The organism is Serratia sp. PAMC26656 (genome assembly GCF_016469055.2).
Taxonomy (GTDB): domain Bacteria; phylum Pseudomonadota; class Gammaproteobacteria; order Enterobacterales; family Enterobacteriaceae; genus Serratia; species Serratia plymuthica.
Genome location: NZ_CP150486.1, coordinates 3,918,050 through 3,934,090 on the forward strand (window position 1 = coordinate 3,918,050; position 16,041 = coordinate 3,934,090).

14 protein-coding genes and 1 pseudogene are annotated in these 16,041 nt (G+C 59.1%); 5 read left to right on the forward strand and 10 right to left on the reverse strand.

Annotated elements, in window-relative coordinates:
• The 4 genes from JEM67_RS19445 to JEM67_RS19460 are packed head-to-tail and all read right to left on the reverse strand — an operon-like array spanning window position 1 to window position 3,658.
• Window positions 1–501, reverse strand: coding sequence for a protein disulfide oxidoreductase (locus JEM67_RS19445; protein ID WP_004947398.1), 501 nt, complete (start codon window positions 499–501; stop codon window positions 1–3).
• Window positions 494–1,210: a DsbA family protein gene (locus JEM67_RS19450; protein ID WP_199636187.1), complete on the reverse strand. Its 717-nt coding sequence runs from the start codon at window positions 1,208–1,210 to the stop codon at window positions 494–496. Before JEM67_RS19450 ends, JEM67_RS19445 begins: the two co-directional genes overlap by 8 nt.
• Complete coding sequence (locus tag JEM67_RS19455; RefSeq protein ID WP_199636186.1) at window positions 1,207–3,243, reverse strand: protein-disulfide reductase DsbD family protein; 2,037 nt, start codon at window positions 3,241–3,243, stop codon at window positions 1,207–1,209. The genes JEM67_RS19450 and JEM67_RS19455 overlap by 4 nt, the downstream gene beginning before the upstream one ends.
• 49 nt (window positions 3,244–3,292) lie before the next feature.
• Complete coding sequence (locus JEM67_RS19460; RefSeq protein ID WP_199636185.1) at window positions 3,293–3,658, reverse strand: copper resistance protein; 366 nt, start codon at window positions 3,656–3,658, stop codon at window positions 3,293–3,295.
• A 182-nt stretch (window positions 3,659–3,840) separates the two neighbouring features.
• Here JEM67_RS19460 and flk point away from each other — a divergent pair, with 182 nt between their 5' ends.
• Window positions 3,841–4,872, forward strand: coding sequence for a flagella biosynthesis regulator Flk (gene flk / locus JEM67_RS19465; protein ID WP_013813927.1), 1,032 nt, complete (start codon window positions 3,841–3,843; stop codon window positions 4,870–4,872).
• Between the two features lie 4 nt (window positions 4,873–4,876).
• Here the strand turns inward: flk and JEM67_RS19470 are convergent, their stop codons facing one another.
• Window positions 4,877–5,332 (reverse strand): rhodanese-like domain-containing protein, encoded by a 456-nt coding sequence (locus JEM67_RS19470; RefSeq protein WP_199636184.1) that lies wholly within the window; start codon window positions 5,330–5,332, stop codon window positions 4,877–4,879.
• A 92-nt stretch (window positions 5,333–5,424) separates the two neighbouring features.
• On the opposite strand from JEM67_RS19470, the gene JEM67_RS19475 reads away from it, so the two are divergent.
• A complete protein-coding gene (locus JEM67_RS19475; protein WP_370576162.1) occupies window positions 5,425–6,858 on the forward strand; it encodes a PLP-dependent aminotransferase family protein in 1,434 nt (477 codons plus the stop codon).
• Between the two features lie 22 nt (window positions 6,859–6,880).
• On the opposite strand, the pseudogene JEM67_RS19480 reads toward JEM67_RS19475, so the two are convergent.
• Both JEM67_RS19480 and JEM67_RS19485 read right to left on the reverse strand, forming a co-directional pair.
• A pseudogene (locus tag JEM67_RS19480) lies at window positions 6,881–7,401 on the reverse strand (arabinose transporter); the annotation flags it as partial.
• A gap of 44 nt (window positions 7,402–7,445) precedes the next feature.
• Window positions 7,446–8,342 carry an endonuclease/exonuclease/phosphatase family protein gene (locus JEM67_RS19485; protein ID WP_199636182.1) on the reverse strand — a complete coding sequence of 299 codons (897 nt, stop codon included), beginning with the start codon at window positions 8,340–8,342 and terminating at the stop codon, window positions 7,446–7,448.
• A gap of 216 nt (window positions 8,343–8,558) precedes the next feature.
• On the opposite strand from JEM67_RS19485, the gene pepT reads away from it, so the two are divergent.
• The gene (gene pepT / locus JEM67_RS19490) at window positions 8,559–9,791 is read left to right on the forward strand and encodes a peptidase T (protein ID WP_199636181.1); all 1,233 of its coding nucleotides are present in this window, start codon (window positions 8,559–8,561) and stop codon (window positions 9,789–9,791) included.
• A 35-nt stretch (window positions 9,792–9,826) separates the two neighbouring features.
• On the opposite strand, the gene JEM67_RS19495 is transcribed toward pepT, so the two are convergent.
• Window positions 9,827–10,939, reverse strand: a complete 1,113-nt coding sequence (locus JEM67_RS19495; protein WP_199636180.1) for an SLC13 family permease — start codon at window positions 10,937–10,939, stop codon at window positions 9,827–9,829.
• Window positions 10,940–11,094: 155 nt separating this feature from the next.
• On the opposite strand from JEM67_RS19495, the gene apbE reads away from it, so the two are divergent.
• On the forward strand, window positions 11,095–12,126 hold the full coding sequence (gene apbE / locus JEM67_RS19500; RefSeq protein ID WP_199636179.1) for an FAD:protein FMN transferase ApbE: 1,032 nt from the start codon (window positions 11,095–11,097) through the stop codon (window positions 12,124–12,126).
• Window positions 12,127–12,192: 66 nt separating this feature from the next.
• On the opposite strand, the gene JEM67_RS19505 is transcribed toward apbE, so the two are convergent.
• Entirely contained in the window at window positions 12,193–12,414 is a 222-nt protein-coding gene (locus JEM67_RS19505; protein WP_004947462.1) for a hypothetical protein, read from the reverse strand.
• A gap of 207 nt (window positions 12,415–12,621) precedes the next feature.
• The gene (gene fabB / locus JEM67_RS19510; protein WP_199636178.1) at window positions 12,622–13,836 is read right to left on the reverse strand and encodes a beta-ketoacyl-ACP synthase I; all 1,215 of its coding nucleotides are present in this window, start codon (window positions 13,834–13,836) and stop codon (window positions 12,622–12,624) included.
• Between the two features lie 170 nt (window positions 13,837–14,006).
• Here fabB and mnmC point away from each other — a divergent pair, with 170 nt between their 5' ends.
• A complete protein-coding gene (gene mnmC, locus JEM67_RS19515) occupies window positions 14,007–16,028 on the forward strand; it encodes a bifunctional tRNA (5-methylaminomethyl-2-thiouridine)(34)-methyltransferase MnmD/FAD-dependent 5-carboxymethylaminomethyl-2-thiouridine(34) oxidoreductase MnmC (RefSeq protein WP_199636177.1) in 2,022 nt (673 codons plus the stop codon).
• Window positions 16,029–16,041 lie beyond the last annotated feature (13 nt).

The window sequence follows — 16,041 nt, forward strand, 5'->3', positions numbered from 1 at the left end:
TTACCGTCCGGCCCACCAAAGACGCAGTTTCATTCCCCAGTAGCTGGTCCAGCCGGTGGTGCTCTGCACCACCTTGCCCTGGGAAATGACCACCAGCGTCGGGGTGACGCCAACCTGCCACTGCGCCGACAGCTCGCCACGCGGATCGTTAACCACCGGCAGCGTCAGCCGCTTGCGCGCCAGCCACTGTTCAACCTGCAGATCGTCACCGGAACGCAGCGCCACGGTCAGCACATTGCCGCCCTCCTCCGCCAGCCTGGCAACATACGGCGTGGTAAAGCGGCACACGCCGCACCAACTGGCCCAGAAATAGACCAGCAGCGGCTTGTCCCGGCTGAGCTGCGCGAGTGAAACCCGCTCGCCGCTCAATGTGGTCAACGCCTGTGCATCGAAAGCTGCCGGCGCCTGCGGTGCGCGCAGCCAGTCCATCGCCATCACCACCGCCAGCACAATCAGCAGCAGGATCAAGAGTTCGCGCCCCCAGCGCCGCAGCTTAGCCATTTTTGGCCTTCGCCAATTGCTGTTTCACTATCGCCTCCAACTCCTCGTAAGACACCGCACCCGGCAGCATTTGGTCGCCAATCAACGTCGCAGGCGTTCCCTGCACACCCAGTTTTTCCGCCAGTTCCATATTGGTGCGCAGCGTGGTCATGCTCAGCTCGCTCGGTGCCACCGCTTTCACTCCGGTTTTCTGCTGAGCGGCGGCGATGCTGGCGCTGTCGTGGAAGCCCTTTTTCGCCATCAGCCGCTGGTGCAACGCCCAAAACTGGTCCGGATGTTGCTGCCAGGCAGTTAAAGCGACACGCGCCGAGCTGACCGAGCTTTCGCCCTTGAACGGCAGCAGTTTCACCACCAGCGCTACCTCCGGATTTTGTTTGACGATTTTTTCCAGCATCGGATCAAAACGCTTACAGTACGGACAGTTGTAATCCGTGAACACCACCAGCGTCAGTCTGGCGTTGCCGGCCCCCAGGCGTGGGCTGGCAGGGTCTTCATACAAAGCTTTGGCGTTTTGCTTAATCGCCTGATCGATCTGCTGGCCGGTGGTCTGCTGCTGCCAGGCATCGACCGCCTGCGCCAGAATATCCGGGTTCGACACCAGGGTTTCGCGGATCAGTTCCTTAATGCGTACCTCCTGCTCTGGGGTAAAGGGGGTTGCGGCCCAGACGGGAACGGCAATCAGCATCAATAACATCAGTAACTTTTTCATTGTGAATTTCCTTTGGCGGCGGACAGGGTTTGCAGCACGGCATCGCGGGTTAACAGCGGGGACAGCACCACACCGTCAGGGCTGCCGGGGCCATAAATCTGGTTAAAAGGCACGGCAACGCTGCCGCGCCGTTGCAGGAAAGCGCTAATCTCGGCAGAAGGACGGCTCCAGTCTCCCCGCAGAGCGACCACGTCTTCGGCATTCAGCGCTTTCTGCACATCGCCACGCAACAGTACGTTGAATTTATTGGCTTTACAGGTGACGCACCAATCGGCGGTGACGTCGATAAACACCCGTTTTCGATCGGCCAACGCCTGGGTGATCGCCTGCTCGCTCAGCGGCTGCCAGCGTACCTTGTCCTGCAACGGCTGACGCCACAACCCGGCGGTGAGCGAACCGGCCAACAACGCCACACCGAACAGCACCAGCGTGACGGCAACCCATCCGGCAGCAAGGCGCACGCCATGCCGTCGCCATACCGCCAACAGCAGAGCCAGCAGCGCTATGCCGCCCACGCCCAACGTCGGGGTTGCGCCAATATGATTCACCATCAGGCTCAGCAGCCACAGCGAAGAGGCCAGCATCAGCAACCCCATTGCCCACCGTAACGCGTTCATCCAACGCCCCGGTCGCGGCAAACGCAGCGCCAGCGCCGGCCAGGCGGCGATCAGCAGCCACGGCAGGCTCATACCGATGCCCAACGCGACAAACATGCCCCACAGCACCGGCAGCGGCGCGGCCAGGGCAAAAGCCACGGCGGTGCCAAGAAACGGTGCAGAACAGGGCGTCGCCAGCAAGGTGGCAAAAGCGCCCTGCCAGAAATGCCCGCTCAGGCCGTGCCCGTTATGGGTCGCCAGTTTGGTATTCAGCGAAGAGGAAAGCTGCACGTGGAACAGGCCGAACAGGTTGGCGCTGAACAACAGCGTTACCAGCACCATAAAGCCGATAAACCACGGGTTTTGAAACTGAATGCCCCAACCGAGCGCCTGATTGCTCAACCGCAGCGCCGTCATCAGCAACGCCAACGCCATAAACGACGCTACGATGCCCAACGACGAAGCCAGAAACTGCAGCCGGATGCTGCGCCGATCTCGCAGTTCTACCTGCAAAATCGCGCCCAGTTTGATGCCGAGCACCGGCAGCACGCAGGGCATCAGGTTGAGGATCAGACCACCGGCCAGCGCCATCAGCACCGCCTGCCACAGCGGGAAAGCCGCCGCAGCCGGGGAAACCAGCGGCCCGCCAATCGGCAATTGAACCTGCTGCGCGATGCCGCCGTCACTGATGACCAACGTCAGGGTCTTGCCGCGCAAGTCCGGTGCGGTATCCCCCCAGCCATCGCTGACCGGTACCCGCGCCAACATCCGGCTGCCGTCGGCGCTGATCTGCGGTTTGCCGAGATCGGCATCCTTCAGCGTATCGAAGAACAACTCGGGCTGCCGCCAACCGGCGGTGCGTTCGGCGCTGATCTGCAGTTCCCCGCGCTGATAACCGGCTTTAATGCCGTCAACCAGGCCATCGGCAATCGGCACCTGCCCCATCGCCTGAGCAAAGTCGTGGTTAAACTGCGCGTCTTGCGGCGCGCCGAGATCGAGACTGAACGGATAGTCGGTCAAAATGCAGACGTTACTGCAGGTAGACAGCGTCAGGGTGCCCGCCAGTTGAGGCGGCGCAGCGCCCTTTATCACCATCGGCAGTTCAACTCGATCGTGATAACCCTGAGTGGAAATGCCGGCTACGTCAAAACGCTGCGGCGTCGGCCAAAACCAGGTGGCCGGCGGCGGATTGCCTTGCCAGCTTATCGTCGGCGCAATACCGCCTTCGCCGGGTGAACGCCAGTAGGTTTTCCAGCCTTGTTGCAACTCTATTGCCAGCAGCAGCCGGGTTTCCCCGCGGTGCGACGTGTCGGCGCGCAGCCGCACTTTGGCGTGATCGTTGGCCGGGCTTTGCAGCCAGCCGCTGTCTGCCGCCTGCAAAGCGGGCAGCCACAGCATTAACAGGCAGGCAAGCGCCGACCTGATGATATTCAACATGTTTTTTCTCCATAAATGAGTCAATCACCAAAAAGGACGGGCGATTAATTCATTCACGGAATACGCATAATCGGAGGTGGACCCTGAGAGTCGTGGGAGAAATCACTCTGGGAGGGGGAATACGCAGACGCGCGGCCACGGTGGGTGCCAGCAGCACCAACAGCAGGCCGAGACCGAACAGCAGGGTTTCGAACATCACCGGCGGCGCGGCCAACAGGGATTTGGCGCTCAGTTCGCAGGGCTTGGGCTGAAGTGCGACGTCGTCATCGGTGACGAAGGTTGCGGCGCTGGCAACGGGCAGGCCCATCACCTGCTGCAACGCATGCAGACCCGCCATGCGTTGAGTCATGCAGGTCAGCACCACCAGGCAAGCCAGGCATAAAAACCATTTCGCAATCCGCTGCTGTTTAACCATGCTGCCCTCAATGCCAAGTCTGGGCTTATCTTAGCGGCGCAGACGTGATTAGCAATCATTTTGCCTGTAAAGAAATGTCTGAGGGCGGTATTGATAGCGGCCATTTACAGGTATCATGGAGGCACACCTGCGCTTTTCGCCGGGTACGACGATTTTTCGATACACAGCGAAGGACTGGTGATATGCAACCTTTGAGTGGACCGGGCACCCCGATCGCCAGCGATCGCCCTCCGAACCCGGGCAAAACCACAACCACCGACGACAGCCCGCTCTCTCCGGCGCAGCGCACTACGCTGGAGAAGTTGATCGTTAAGATCATGGCGCTCAGCCCGGCCAAGTCCGCAGAAATCTGGGCCACGCTGCGTCACGATCTCGGGGCAGACCATAATAGCAGCGAACTGCAGGCTCGCCATTTCCAGCCGGCCGAGCAACTGTTGCAAAACCGCCTGAACCAGGTGCAGCAAAGCCATGCCAGCCGCCAGTTGCTTCAGCAGCTCACCGAACTGTTGCCGCAGGGCAATAATCGCCAGGCCGTCAGCGATTTTATTCGCCAGCAGTTTGGCCACACGGTACTGAGCCAATTGAGCCACCCGCAATTGCAACAGGTGTTGAACCTGCTGCAGACCGGCAGCCTGGCCATTCCTCATCCGCAGCAGACTGCCACCAGCGATCGCCCGTTACTGCCAGCCGAACACCAAAGCCTGCAACAACAGGTGACCAAACTCAGCGCCGCTACCGGCGAGTCGCCGATCAAGATCTGGCAGACGCTGTTTGACCTGGCTGGGGTAAAAACCAACGACCCGCTACCGGCTCGCCATTTCCAACTGCTAAACCAGTTTTTGCAGGTCAAAGTGGCGCTTAGTCCGCAGTCCGCACCGACGCTGAACAGCCTGCTGGCGGTACTTAAACAACCGGCCGACCCGCAGGAACAACAACAGTTGAATGACTACTGCCAGTCGCGTTTCGACTGCAACGCCAGCGCACCGCTGACCCACCCGCAGATGAGCGATGCCATCAACCAGCTGTTTGCCCGCCGCCTTGAAAAAACCGGCCCCACTCAGCCGATAACCGGCGGCCCTGCCGAACCGCAGCCGTTGCTCAATCCGTTGATCGCCGCGCTGCCCCAACCGCTGCAAAAGGCGCTGAACAAGCCGGCAGTAGCGTTTATCCTGCTGATTCTGGTGCTGGCGGTGATATTGGCGCTGGTGTTTTAACCCATCAGGCACAGCCGCAGTCTTCCCCTGCTGCAGTGCCCCGCAGCGAACCCGGCTGCTCACCGGTGGCCAATGGATGGCCATCGCGTTTCCAGAAATCCAGCCCGCCAATCAGCTCCTTCACTCTGAATCCCAGTAGCGCCAGCTTATACGCCCCCTTGGTTGAGCCGTTGCAGCCGATGCCGTCGCAATAGGTGACATAGACTTTATCGTGCGCCAGATGCGCCGTGCCGGCCTCGTCCATCAGCCGATGCGGCAAACTGATAGCGCCGGGAATATGCCCCGCCGCATACAAGGCTTGCGCTCGGGTATCTATCACCAGGATCTCGCTGACGCCGTTGCGCAGATCTTCCGCCACGTCCCATGCGTCCGCGTAATAACTCAATTTCGCCGCAAGATAATCCAGGCTTTGCGCCGCCGGCCCAGGGGGAAATGCCAAAACCAATGAAGATGCCGCCATAAAATTCACTCCTGTGGATGAGACTGATGACAATATTGCCTGATTTTGGTCTTATGATTGATACCCATTACTGCCACAAGAAAAGACCCATTATGACCCGTGCGCTAATCTCGCTTTTCCAACGGCCGGAACAGGACGCAGGCACCTTGCGTGAACGCGTTTGCGGCACGCTGCGCCGCGCTATTCATAACGGAACGCTGAGCCGTGGGCAGCGGTTACCCTCATCACGGGTTCTGGCGGGGGATTTAGGCGTCTCGCGGGTGACCGCAGAAGCGGCGTACAGCCAGCTGGAGGCTGAGGGATATCTGCAGAGGCGGGTCGGCCAGGGCACCTTTGTGGCGATAGACGTCGTTAAGTTCCCTTCTGCCAGCAAAATTACGGGTGAGCCTCGCTTGTCATCACGTGGCCGGCAGATCGTGCACACCGGTGGCTGCCGCGATCCGCAGCAACCGCTGCCGTTTGCCGCCGGCTCACCGGATCTGCGCGCCTTCCCGCTAAAACTGTGGAAGCAGCTCACCGCTCAGCAATTGCGCCTGCGGGGAGAAACCCTGATGCGCTATGGCGACCCTCAGGGTTACCTGCCGCTGCGTGAGGCCATTGCCGGTTACGTTAGCCAGGCGCGCGGGGTCAACTGCGACGCGCAACAGGTCATGGTGCTGACCAGTTCGCAACAGGCGCTACAGTTGATCGCCGCCCTGCTCTTGGACAGCGGCGGCAAGGTATGGATGGAAGAGCCCGGTTATGCCGGCGCCAGAAACGCCTTTACCAGCGCAGGTGCAGAGCTGGTACCGGTCCGCGTGGACGAAGCCGGTATGCAGCCACACGAGCAGTTACCCAGGCCGCAGTTGATTTACCTGACGCCCTCGCACCACTATCCCACCGGCGTGGCACTGAGCCTGGCGCGGCGACTCCAACTGTTGGCGTTGGCCCAGCAGCAGCGAGCGTGGATTATTGAAGACGATTACGACAGTGAATTTCACTATGATGGTCAGCCGATGCCGGCGATGCAGGGGCTGGATCGTCAGGGCAACGTGCTGTATTTAGGGACCTTTTCCAAAGCGCTTTTCCCTTCTCTGCGGCTGGCCTATCTGGTGGTGCCGCCCGCGCTGGTGGAACCTTTTACCACCGCACGTACGGTTTACGACGGCCACAGCGCCCAACTGATGCAGGCGGTCACCGCCGAATTCATCCATCAAGGGCATTTTGCCGCTCATATCCGCTACATGCGCCAGCTGTACCGCAGCCGTCGTGACCTCTTGCTGCAGGAAGTGCAGGAAAAGCTGGGGCATTATGCCACCCCACAGCAGGCAGGTGGCGGATTGCAACTCAGCGTCTGGCTGCCGCCGGGCCAGGAAACGGCCCTCACCCGCCAGGCGCAGCAGCTGGGTGTGGTCACGCCCGGGCTGGCGGCACAGTATCAAACGGCGCAGGCGCGGCGCGACGGCTGGCTGTTGGGTTTCGCCGCCCTGACGCCGGGGGAAATCCGCGCCGCCGTCGAACGGTTGGCTCGGATTATTCCCGCTTAGCGTTGCTGCGCACAAACAACAGCGTGAAAGCCAGGCCGGCATGCCCCCAGCCATTCGCGGTAAAATACAGCGACACAAAGGTGCCAATCACCGCAAAACCCACGCCCTGCAATGCCAGCGCTACGCCCGGTTGCCAAATGCTGCCCACCATTTTCCACAGCGAAGGGCGTTCACCGTGCGTTGGCGCCACCGCCTCGACACGCATATTTAGCAGCATGGCGATCAGCGGCAGCAGCAAGGTAGACACGCCTAACGCCACAAAATCCCAGTGCTGATGCAACATCAGGCCGATAGGTGCGCCTGCTGCCAGCGAACCCTAGATCGCCATGCCGGTCCAGGACATTACCTTACCGGAGCGGGCGGTCCCCACCAGACCAAAACCCCAGGTCAGGGTGCCGGTCAGCAGCAGGCTTTCGCCGTAGCCTAAAATCAGGCGTCCGAGGGTCAGCAGGACGAATTTAATCTCTGGCGACGCCGGCCAGCGCACAGTCGCGCCGAACGCTTGCCGCCAAAGCGGTCAGCTAGCCGACCGGCGTAACCGCGGGCTCTGCAACTGTCAATCGCCAACCCGCGTTTACTCAGGCCCTTTACTGCTCGGTCAGTCGCAGCTCGGCAACCACCGGCAGGTGATCGCTGACCGCAGGCCAGTGAATGCCATTCCAGTCACCGCTGGTGTTAGGCACCGTCAAGCTGTCGAGATGCCAGCGTTGGGCATTGCCGCTAAAGATATAATCGACTTTGATTTCCGCATTTTCCGCCGGCCAGCTGCGGCCATCTTGCGTCGCGGGCATGATGTCGTTCCAGTAACGGCTCAGTTCGGTCCAGGTGATGCTGCCCGGCACGTCGTTCATATCGCCGAACAACAGCTTGATGCCGCGTATTTCAATGGTGCGATCGTTTAATTCACGCACTTGATCCAGGCGCATGGCCGGGTCTTCCTTGGTGTCCAGATGGGTATTGATCAGAGTGATCGGCGCCGGAAACTCGGGCACGTCGGTCTGGGCGCTAAAGGCAATGCGCTGTTCACGCTGGCCGGAGGGCAACGGATAAATCTTGCTGTCATGCAATGGGTATTTTGACAGAAACGCCAGGCCATATTCGCCGCCGTCAAAGTCTATCGCCCGACCAAAGGCTACGTGCATGCCGGTCAGCTTGGCCAACTCCGCCGCCTGATCGAGTTTCCCGCTGCGGCCGGTGAGCTTATCCACTTCCTGCAGCGCCACCACGTCGACGTTCATCGCCTTGATCGCCTTGGCGATGGCGGTCATGTCGCTGACCTTGCCGGCGGCAATATTGAAGCTGGCGATGCGGATCTTCGGCGCCTGCTCCAGATTATAGGTTTTGTTCTTCAGGCCGCCGAGTGCGCTGGCCACTTCGCGGCTGTTGACGTTGCTGTTGGCATTGCCGGCAGCGGTGGATGACCAGGCGGCATGAGACATTCCCAGGGATAACAGAGTAATAAGCAAAGCATTACGTGAGCGCATCGGTTCTCCTTTAACGATAAGATTTTTTGTTGGGGCACCCTTTCCCCCACAGCTAACAACGATTCTGCCGCAGATACCTGCGACTATTTCCTAGTTGCGCCGCTATTTTTTTATTCTGCGCGGCGTCTCGCATTCCGACAGCGAAAGCATTGCAGCAATGGACAACCGGCTGATTTAGCATTAAAACCGATAGACAGCTTATCGAGAGGAACCCGAATGACCAGCGCCATTGCAGAACAGCTTACCGAACGTTTCTTTCGTTATCTGGCGGTCACCAGCCAGAGCGATGCCGCCGTCAACGCCCTGCCAAGCACGCCCGGCCAGCATGATATGGCAAAGTTGCTGGCAGCCGAGTTGCGCCAACTGGGGTTGAAGGACGTGCAAATCGACGAACACGCCACCGTGACCGCCCGCAAATCCGGCAATCAGCCTGGTGCGCCGCGTATCGGTTTTATTACCCATATCGATACCGTCGATGTCGGCCTGTCGGCGCACATACATCCTCAGCGTCTGCACTATAGCGGCCAGGATCTCTGCCTGAACGCGGAGCATGACATTTGGCTGCGCGCCGCCGAACATCCGGAGATCCAGGCCTATCCGAACGAAGACATTATTTTCAGCGACGGTACCAGCGTGCTCGGCGCCGATAACAAGGCGGCGGTTACTGTCGTGATGACGTTGCTGGCTAACCTGAGCGCCACAGACCGCCACGGCGATATTGTGGTGGCCTTTGTGCCGGATGAAGAGATCGGTCTGCGCGGTGCCAAAGCGCTGGATTTGGCGCGCTTTGACGTAGATTTCGCCTACACCATCGACTGCTGTGAACTGGGTGAAGTGGTTTATGAAAACTTCAATGCGGCGGCGGCGGAGATCCGTATCGAGGGCGTGACTGCGCACCCGATGTCGGCGAAGAACGTGCTGATCAACCCGATTCGCATCGCCACCGACATCATCAATCAGTTCGATACCCTGGATACCCCGGAACATACCGAGGGGCGCGAAGGTTATTTCTGGTTCAACGACATCACCGCCAACGCCAATCTCGCCACGCTGAAAGTGTCGATTCGCGATTTCGATCTGACGGCGTTTAACGCGCGTAAGGAACATATTCAGGAGGTGGTGCGGCAGGTGGCGGCGAACTACCCGCGCGCCAGGGTGAGTTGCAGCGTTACGGATATCTACAGCAATATCAGCAATTCAATCGGTGATGATAAGCGCGCCATCGAACTGATTTTCGGCGCCCTCGCCGCACACGGCATTCCGCCGAAGGTGATCCCGATGCGCGGCGGCACCGACGGTGCAGCGCTGTCCAGCCGTGGCGTAGTGACGCCGAACTACTTCACTGGCGCACACAATTTCCATTCGCGTTTTGAGTTTCTGCCGGTCAGTTCCTTTGTGAAATCTTATCAGGTGACCCGCAGCATTTGTTTGCTGGCGGCGCGTGGTTAGAAAAGCGTTGGCCGCGCAGCAAAGCGCGGCCGGTGTCAGGCCAATAGCCAGCCGAGCAGCGCACCCCAGGCCAGCAATGGCAGCGAGTAGTAATGGAATTTCAGCCAGATCTTGCGCTCCCCTGCCATACGCAGCGCAATCAGGTTCGCCAGCGAGCCAATCGCCAGCCCAAAGCCTCCGGCGTTCACCGCATAGGCCACCAGTTGGCTGGAAGGCACGTAGTTGAGCAGCAGAATGGTCGCCGGCACATTGCTGATGATCTGCGACAGCCCAATCCCCAATGCGTAAATGCCGCCGTCATCAAGCCGGGCGATATCGGCGAACCAGGGCTGAATCGCCTGCAATTGGGTAAACAGACCGACGTCGATGAACATGGCGATAAAGACAAAAATCAGGCTCCAGTCGATCTGCAACAGCACCCGGCGCGCCAATAGCAAGAAACCGGCAAACACCGCCAACAGGCCGTACAGCGGCAAGCCGATATCCAGACACAGCAGAAAAATCGCATACAGTGCCACGCAGCTCAGCAACAGCGGCCGCTGATAGGGGTAGCCCTCAGTATGCGGTGCCTTTACGATATCCCGCGCCGGGAAGCTGAACCAGGTCAGGACCAGCAGGCTGACCATCATCGCCGCGCCAAACGGCGCCATCTGAATGATAAAGCCCAGGAAAGAGAGCGACGACTTGCTCCACAGCAGAATGTTTTGCGGATTGCCGATCGGCGTTAGCAGCGAACCGGCGTTGACCGCCAGCGCCTGGAAGATAATCAGCCGACTGATCGGCAGCGAGGAAAGTTTTTTTAGCGTAATGGTCAACGGAATGGCGATAAACAGCGCCACGTCATTGGTCAGGAACGAAGACAGCAGCGCGGCGGAAAACACCAAAAACAGCGCCAGCCACCGTTCACTGTGCAACGTGTTGATGATTTTACGGCCAACAAAATCAAAATAGCCGCTGACCTCAACGCCCTTGGTCAACAGCATCAGCCCCAGCAGGGTAATAATGGTGCGCCAGTCGATAAAACCAGCTAGCGCGGGCAACTGCTGCGGGTTTAGGGCGGCCATCACCACACCGGCCAACAGCAGGATATGCAGGAAACGATCTTTCAGGAACGGCTGGAGCAGCCGGGCAGCGGCGTTTGAACTCATGGTTATCGCTTCAAAAATCAATCTGGAATCAGGAGCCAGACGTTAGCGGAAGCGCGGCGGCAATGCCAGCAAAATGCTATTTTACCTTTCTGCACTTTTCATTTACCGCGCTTTACTTTATTTGTAGCGCCTTTCTACGCTTCTAAGGATTTTTCATGGTCAACGCTATCGCCAAAGGGCTGTTGCTGAGTACCGCGCTCAGCCTGCTTGCCGCCTGTAACGATCAAGAAACCCATACGCAGATCGACCTCGAAGGCAAAACCATGGGCACCTTCTACAGCGTCAAAATCAGCGGTGACGTTAAGATCAGCAAGCCGTTGCTGCAACAGCAGGTCGACGCCTTGCTCGAACAGGCCAACGATGATATTTCCACCTACCGCCCCGCTTCGGTGCTGTCGCGCTTCAACCAATCGCACAGTACAGACCCGCAACCCATCCCACGCGGGATGGCGGATATTATCCTGATGGCCCAGCGCATCGGCCGCGATACACGGGGCGCAATGGATATTACCGTCGGTCCACTGGTGAATCTGTGGGGTTTTGGCCCGGACAAACGCGCAGTCAAGGTGCCGGAGCAGCAGCAGATTGAAGCCGCGCAAAAAAAGACTGGCCTGCAGCATCTCAAATTGCTCAGCGACAGCCGTGGGGAGTGGCTGCAAAAAGATCTGCCGAACATGTATGTCGATCTTTCGACCCTGGGTGAAGGCTACGGCGTTGACCAGCTTGTTAAACTGATGGCGCGCAACGGTATCACCAACTATCTGGTGTCGGTCGGCGGTGCGGTGTCCTCACGCGGCGTCAACGGCCAGGGCAAACCGTGGCGGGTAGCGATCCAAAAACCGACCGACAGGGAAAATGCGGTGCAGGCGCTGGTCGATCTGCAAGGTTACGGTATCAGTACCGCCGGCAGTTATCGCAACTACTTCGAACAGAATGGCCAGCGCTATTCGCACGTTATCGATCCCGGTACCGGCCGGCCCATTACCCACCGGCTGGTCTCCGCCACAGTGATCGCACCAACGGCGCTGGAAGCCGACGGCTGGGATACCGGGTTGATGGTGCTGGGGACGGAAAAAGCGCTGAAGCTGGCGGAAGAAAAAGGGCTGGCGGTGTACCTGATCAGCAAAACCGATGAGGGTTTCAGCGCCGTGATGACGCCGCAGTTCAAAGCGTTTCTGGTGAAGTGATGTGAAGAAGCCCGGTAATTCAAAATTACCGGGCTTCTTTTATCACCACGAGATTTGGCGCGAAGGTTATTTCGTCAGTGCGATAATACCCAGCGTCAGGCCGGCAACCGCCGCCGCACCACCGGCGATAGCGCCCGCAGTTTCCCAGTTATCCTGCGTCGTACCTTTCATGCAGGTGTTAGTGTGCACCAAACGCCCCTGATCGTCATAAACCGGGACACAAGGTGACTCAGTCGCGCACCCCGCCAGAAACACTGACAGTAACCCAACCGCAATTAACTTTTTCATACTCATGCCTCTCAAGGTTCGATCACTCTGAAAACGCTACGCCGAGTGATAATCGCGTTATCGGGCTATTGTATGCGTAAAAGGCTGAACGGGGCGTTAATGATCTGCCAAGAGATGTAATTTGGGATAACTCTGAACGGCCAGCGACAGGCAATAAAAAGCCCGCAGCAAAGCGGGCTTGTTCAACTGGTATGGCTTGCGGCTAAATTACTTTTGCAGCTTACGCATCACCAGCGTGGCGTTGGTGCCGCCGAAACCGAAGCTGTTGGACATCACGGTAGTCAGCTCGCGTTTAGTCGGCTGAGTCACGATGTTCATGCCTGCGGCTTTCTCATCCAGGTTGTCGATGTTGATGCTCGGCGCAATAAAGCCATGCTCAACCATCAACAGACTGTAGATCGCTTCCTGCACGCCGGCGGCGCCCAGAGAGTGACCGGTCATGGCCTTGGTGGAAGAGATGGCCGGAGTGTTGTCGCCAAACACTTCACGGATTGCGCCCAGTTCTTTCACGTCGCCAACCGGCGTGGAAGTCCCGTGCACGTTCATGTAATCGATTGGGGTATCAACGCCCTGCATCGCCATCTTCATGCAACGCACTGCGCCTTCGCCCGAAGGCGCTACCATGTCAGCACCGTCGGAGGTCGCGCCGTAACCGATGATTTCAGCATAGATGTGCGCGCCGCGCGCCAGAGCGTGTTCCAGCTCTTCAACCACCACCATACCGCCGCCGCCGGCGATGACGAAACCGTCACGCGCTGCGTCATAAGTACGGGAGGCTTTTTCCGGGGTGTCGTTGTAACTGGTGGACAGTGCGCCCATCGCATCGAACTCACAGGCCATTTCCCAGCACAGTTCTTCACCGCCGCCGGCAAATACCACGTCCTGCTTGCCCAATTGGATCAGTTCCACCGCGTGACCGATGCAGTGTGCAGAGGTTGCGCAGGCAGAGCTGATGGAGTAGTTAACGCCACGAATTTTGAACGGGGTTGCCAGGCAAGCGGAAACGCCTGAAGCCATGGCCTTGGTCACCATGTAAGGACCAACGCCGCGCAGGCCTTTGGCGCGCATGCCGTCGGAACCGGCAACCTGGTTGCGCGGAGAGCCGCCACCAGAGCCAACCACCAGACCGGTGCGATCGTTGGAAACCTGATCGGCAGCCAGACCGGAATCCTTGATGGCCTCTTCCATGGAAAGATAGGCATAAACGGACGCGTCGCTCATAAAGCGCATCACTTTACGGTCGATCAGACCGGTAGTGTCCAGTTTAACATCGCCCCATACGTGACTACGCATGCCGGAATCTTTCAGCTCCTGGGAGAAAGTGATCCCAGAACGTCCTTCCTGCAGGCTCGCCAGGACCTCCTGCTGGTTGTTACCAATGCTGGAGACGATTCCCAGGCCAGTAATCACTGCACGTTTCATTCAGTACCTCTTCCACAATTTTACATTCGGGATTTTGCATCGCACTTTAGCGTACAGATGTACGCCGAACAAGTCCGATCAGCGTTTTTCAGCTTTATTCTTATCCAGTTTGCGCCATTTCGCCAGCCCCGTTAGAATCCCGTCACCCCTTGAGTTACGAGCAACTAACCGTGAGCCACGCCCCGATCCAAACCGCAGCGTTATCCTGGAACGAACAGGGTACACCTGTTTCGAAACAGTTTGATGACGTCTACTTTTCTAATCAGGATGGGCTGGAAGAAACCCGTTACGTATTTCTCAGGGGCAACCGGCTGCCGCAGCGTTTCAGCGAGCACTCGCGCCCGCTGTTTATCGTCGCGGAAACCGGTTTTGGCACCGGGCTCAACTTTTTAACCCTGTGGCAGGCGTTTGCCGGTTTTCGTGCTGCAATGCAAGATGCCCCACTGCAACGGCTGCATTTTATCAGTTTTGAAAAATTCCCGCTGTTGCACGCCGATCTGGCGGCCGCGCACGCACGCTGGCCGGAACTGGCCCCCTATGCCGATGAGCTCCGCGCTCAGTGGCCGCTGCCGTTGCCGGGCTGCCACCGCCTGCTGCTGGCGCAGGGCCGCATTACGCTGGATCTGTGGTTCGGCGACGTCAACACGCTGCTGCCGCACTTTGACCCCAGCATGAATCACCAGGTCGACGCCTGGTTCCTCGATGGCTTTGCGCCGGCGAAAAACCCGGATATGTGGACTGAGCAGCTGTTCGCCGCCATGGCGCGTTTCGCCCGGCCGGGAGGCACCTTAGCCACTTTTACCGCCGCAGGTTTTGTACGGCGCGGATTGCAGCAAGCCGGTTTTGACGTCACGAAAAGCAAAGGTTTCGGTCAGAAACGTGAAATGCTGATCGGCGAGTTGCCCGCTGATTCACCGGTGGTCCCGCACCCCGCACCCTGGTTCCTGCGCCCGGCGGCGGAAAACACTGACGATATCGCTATCATCGGCGGCGGCGTCGCCAGCGCGCTTACCGCCCTCGCCCTGCTGCGCCGTGGCGCGAAGGTAACGCTGTACTGCGCCGATCCGCAAGCGGCCGAAGGCGCGTCAGGCAATCGTCAGGGTGCGCTCTACCCGTTGCTGAACGGCCGCGGTGACGCGCTGGAAACCTTTTTCAGCGCCGCCTTCCCGTTTGCCCGCCGCCAGTACGATGCGCTGTTGCAACAGGACGTGGCATTCGATCATCAATGGTGCGGCGTCAGCCAGTTGGCCTTTGATGAGAAGAGTGCCGGGAAAATTGCCAATATAGTGGCGGTTGAATGGCCTTCGGCGCTGGTGGCACCGGCCGATCGCGCCACGCTCAGCGCGCTGTGCGGCGTAGACAGCGGTTTTGGCGGCGTCAGCTACCCGCAAGGCGGTTGGCTATGCCCGGCTGAGCTGACGCGGGGAGCCATTGCGTTGGCGCAACGTCAGGGGATGCATTGCCATTACGAGTACGACCTAAACAACCTCACGCACACAAACGGCAATTGGCAGCTCGGCTTCGGCAATGGCGAAACCCGCCGGCATGCCACGGTGATTCTGGCCAATGGTCACCGCCTTTCCGAGCTGGCGCAAAGTGAAGCGCTGCCGGTATACGCGGTACGCGGCCAGGTTTCCCATATACCCACCACCCCGGCGTTGAGCGAATTGAAGCAGGTACTGTGTTACGACGGCTATCTGACGCCGGTCAATGCCCATAATCAACAGCACTGTATCGGTGCCAGTTACCAGCGCGGCGAGACGGCCACTGAATACCGCGAGGAAGAGCAGCAGGATAACCGAGCGCGTCTGTTGCGCTGCCTGCCGGAACAGGCATGGCCACGAGAGGTGGACGTCAGCGCACACCATGCCCGCTGCGGCGTGCGCAGCGCTACCCGCGATCACCTGCCGATGATTGGCGCAGTGCCGGACTATCAGGCTACGCTGACGCAATATCAGGATTTGCAACGCCGCCGTCAGCTTGGCGAGACCGTGGCGGACGCCCCGCTTTATCCCAACCTGTTTGTTCTTGGCGCACTGGGTTCACGCGGGCTGTGTTCGGCACCGCTGGCGGCAGAGATCCTGGCGGCGCAGCTGTTTGGCGAACCCTTGCCGGGCGACGCGGAGATGCTGGCGGCATTGAATCCGAACCGGATGTGGGTGAGAAAATTGCTAAAAGGGCGTGCGGTTTAATGCAGAAGTTACA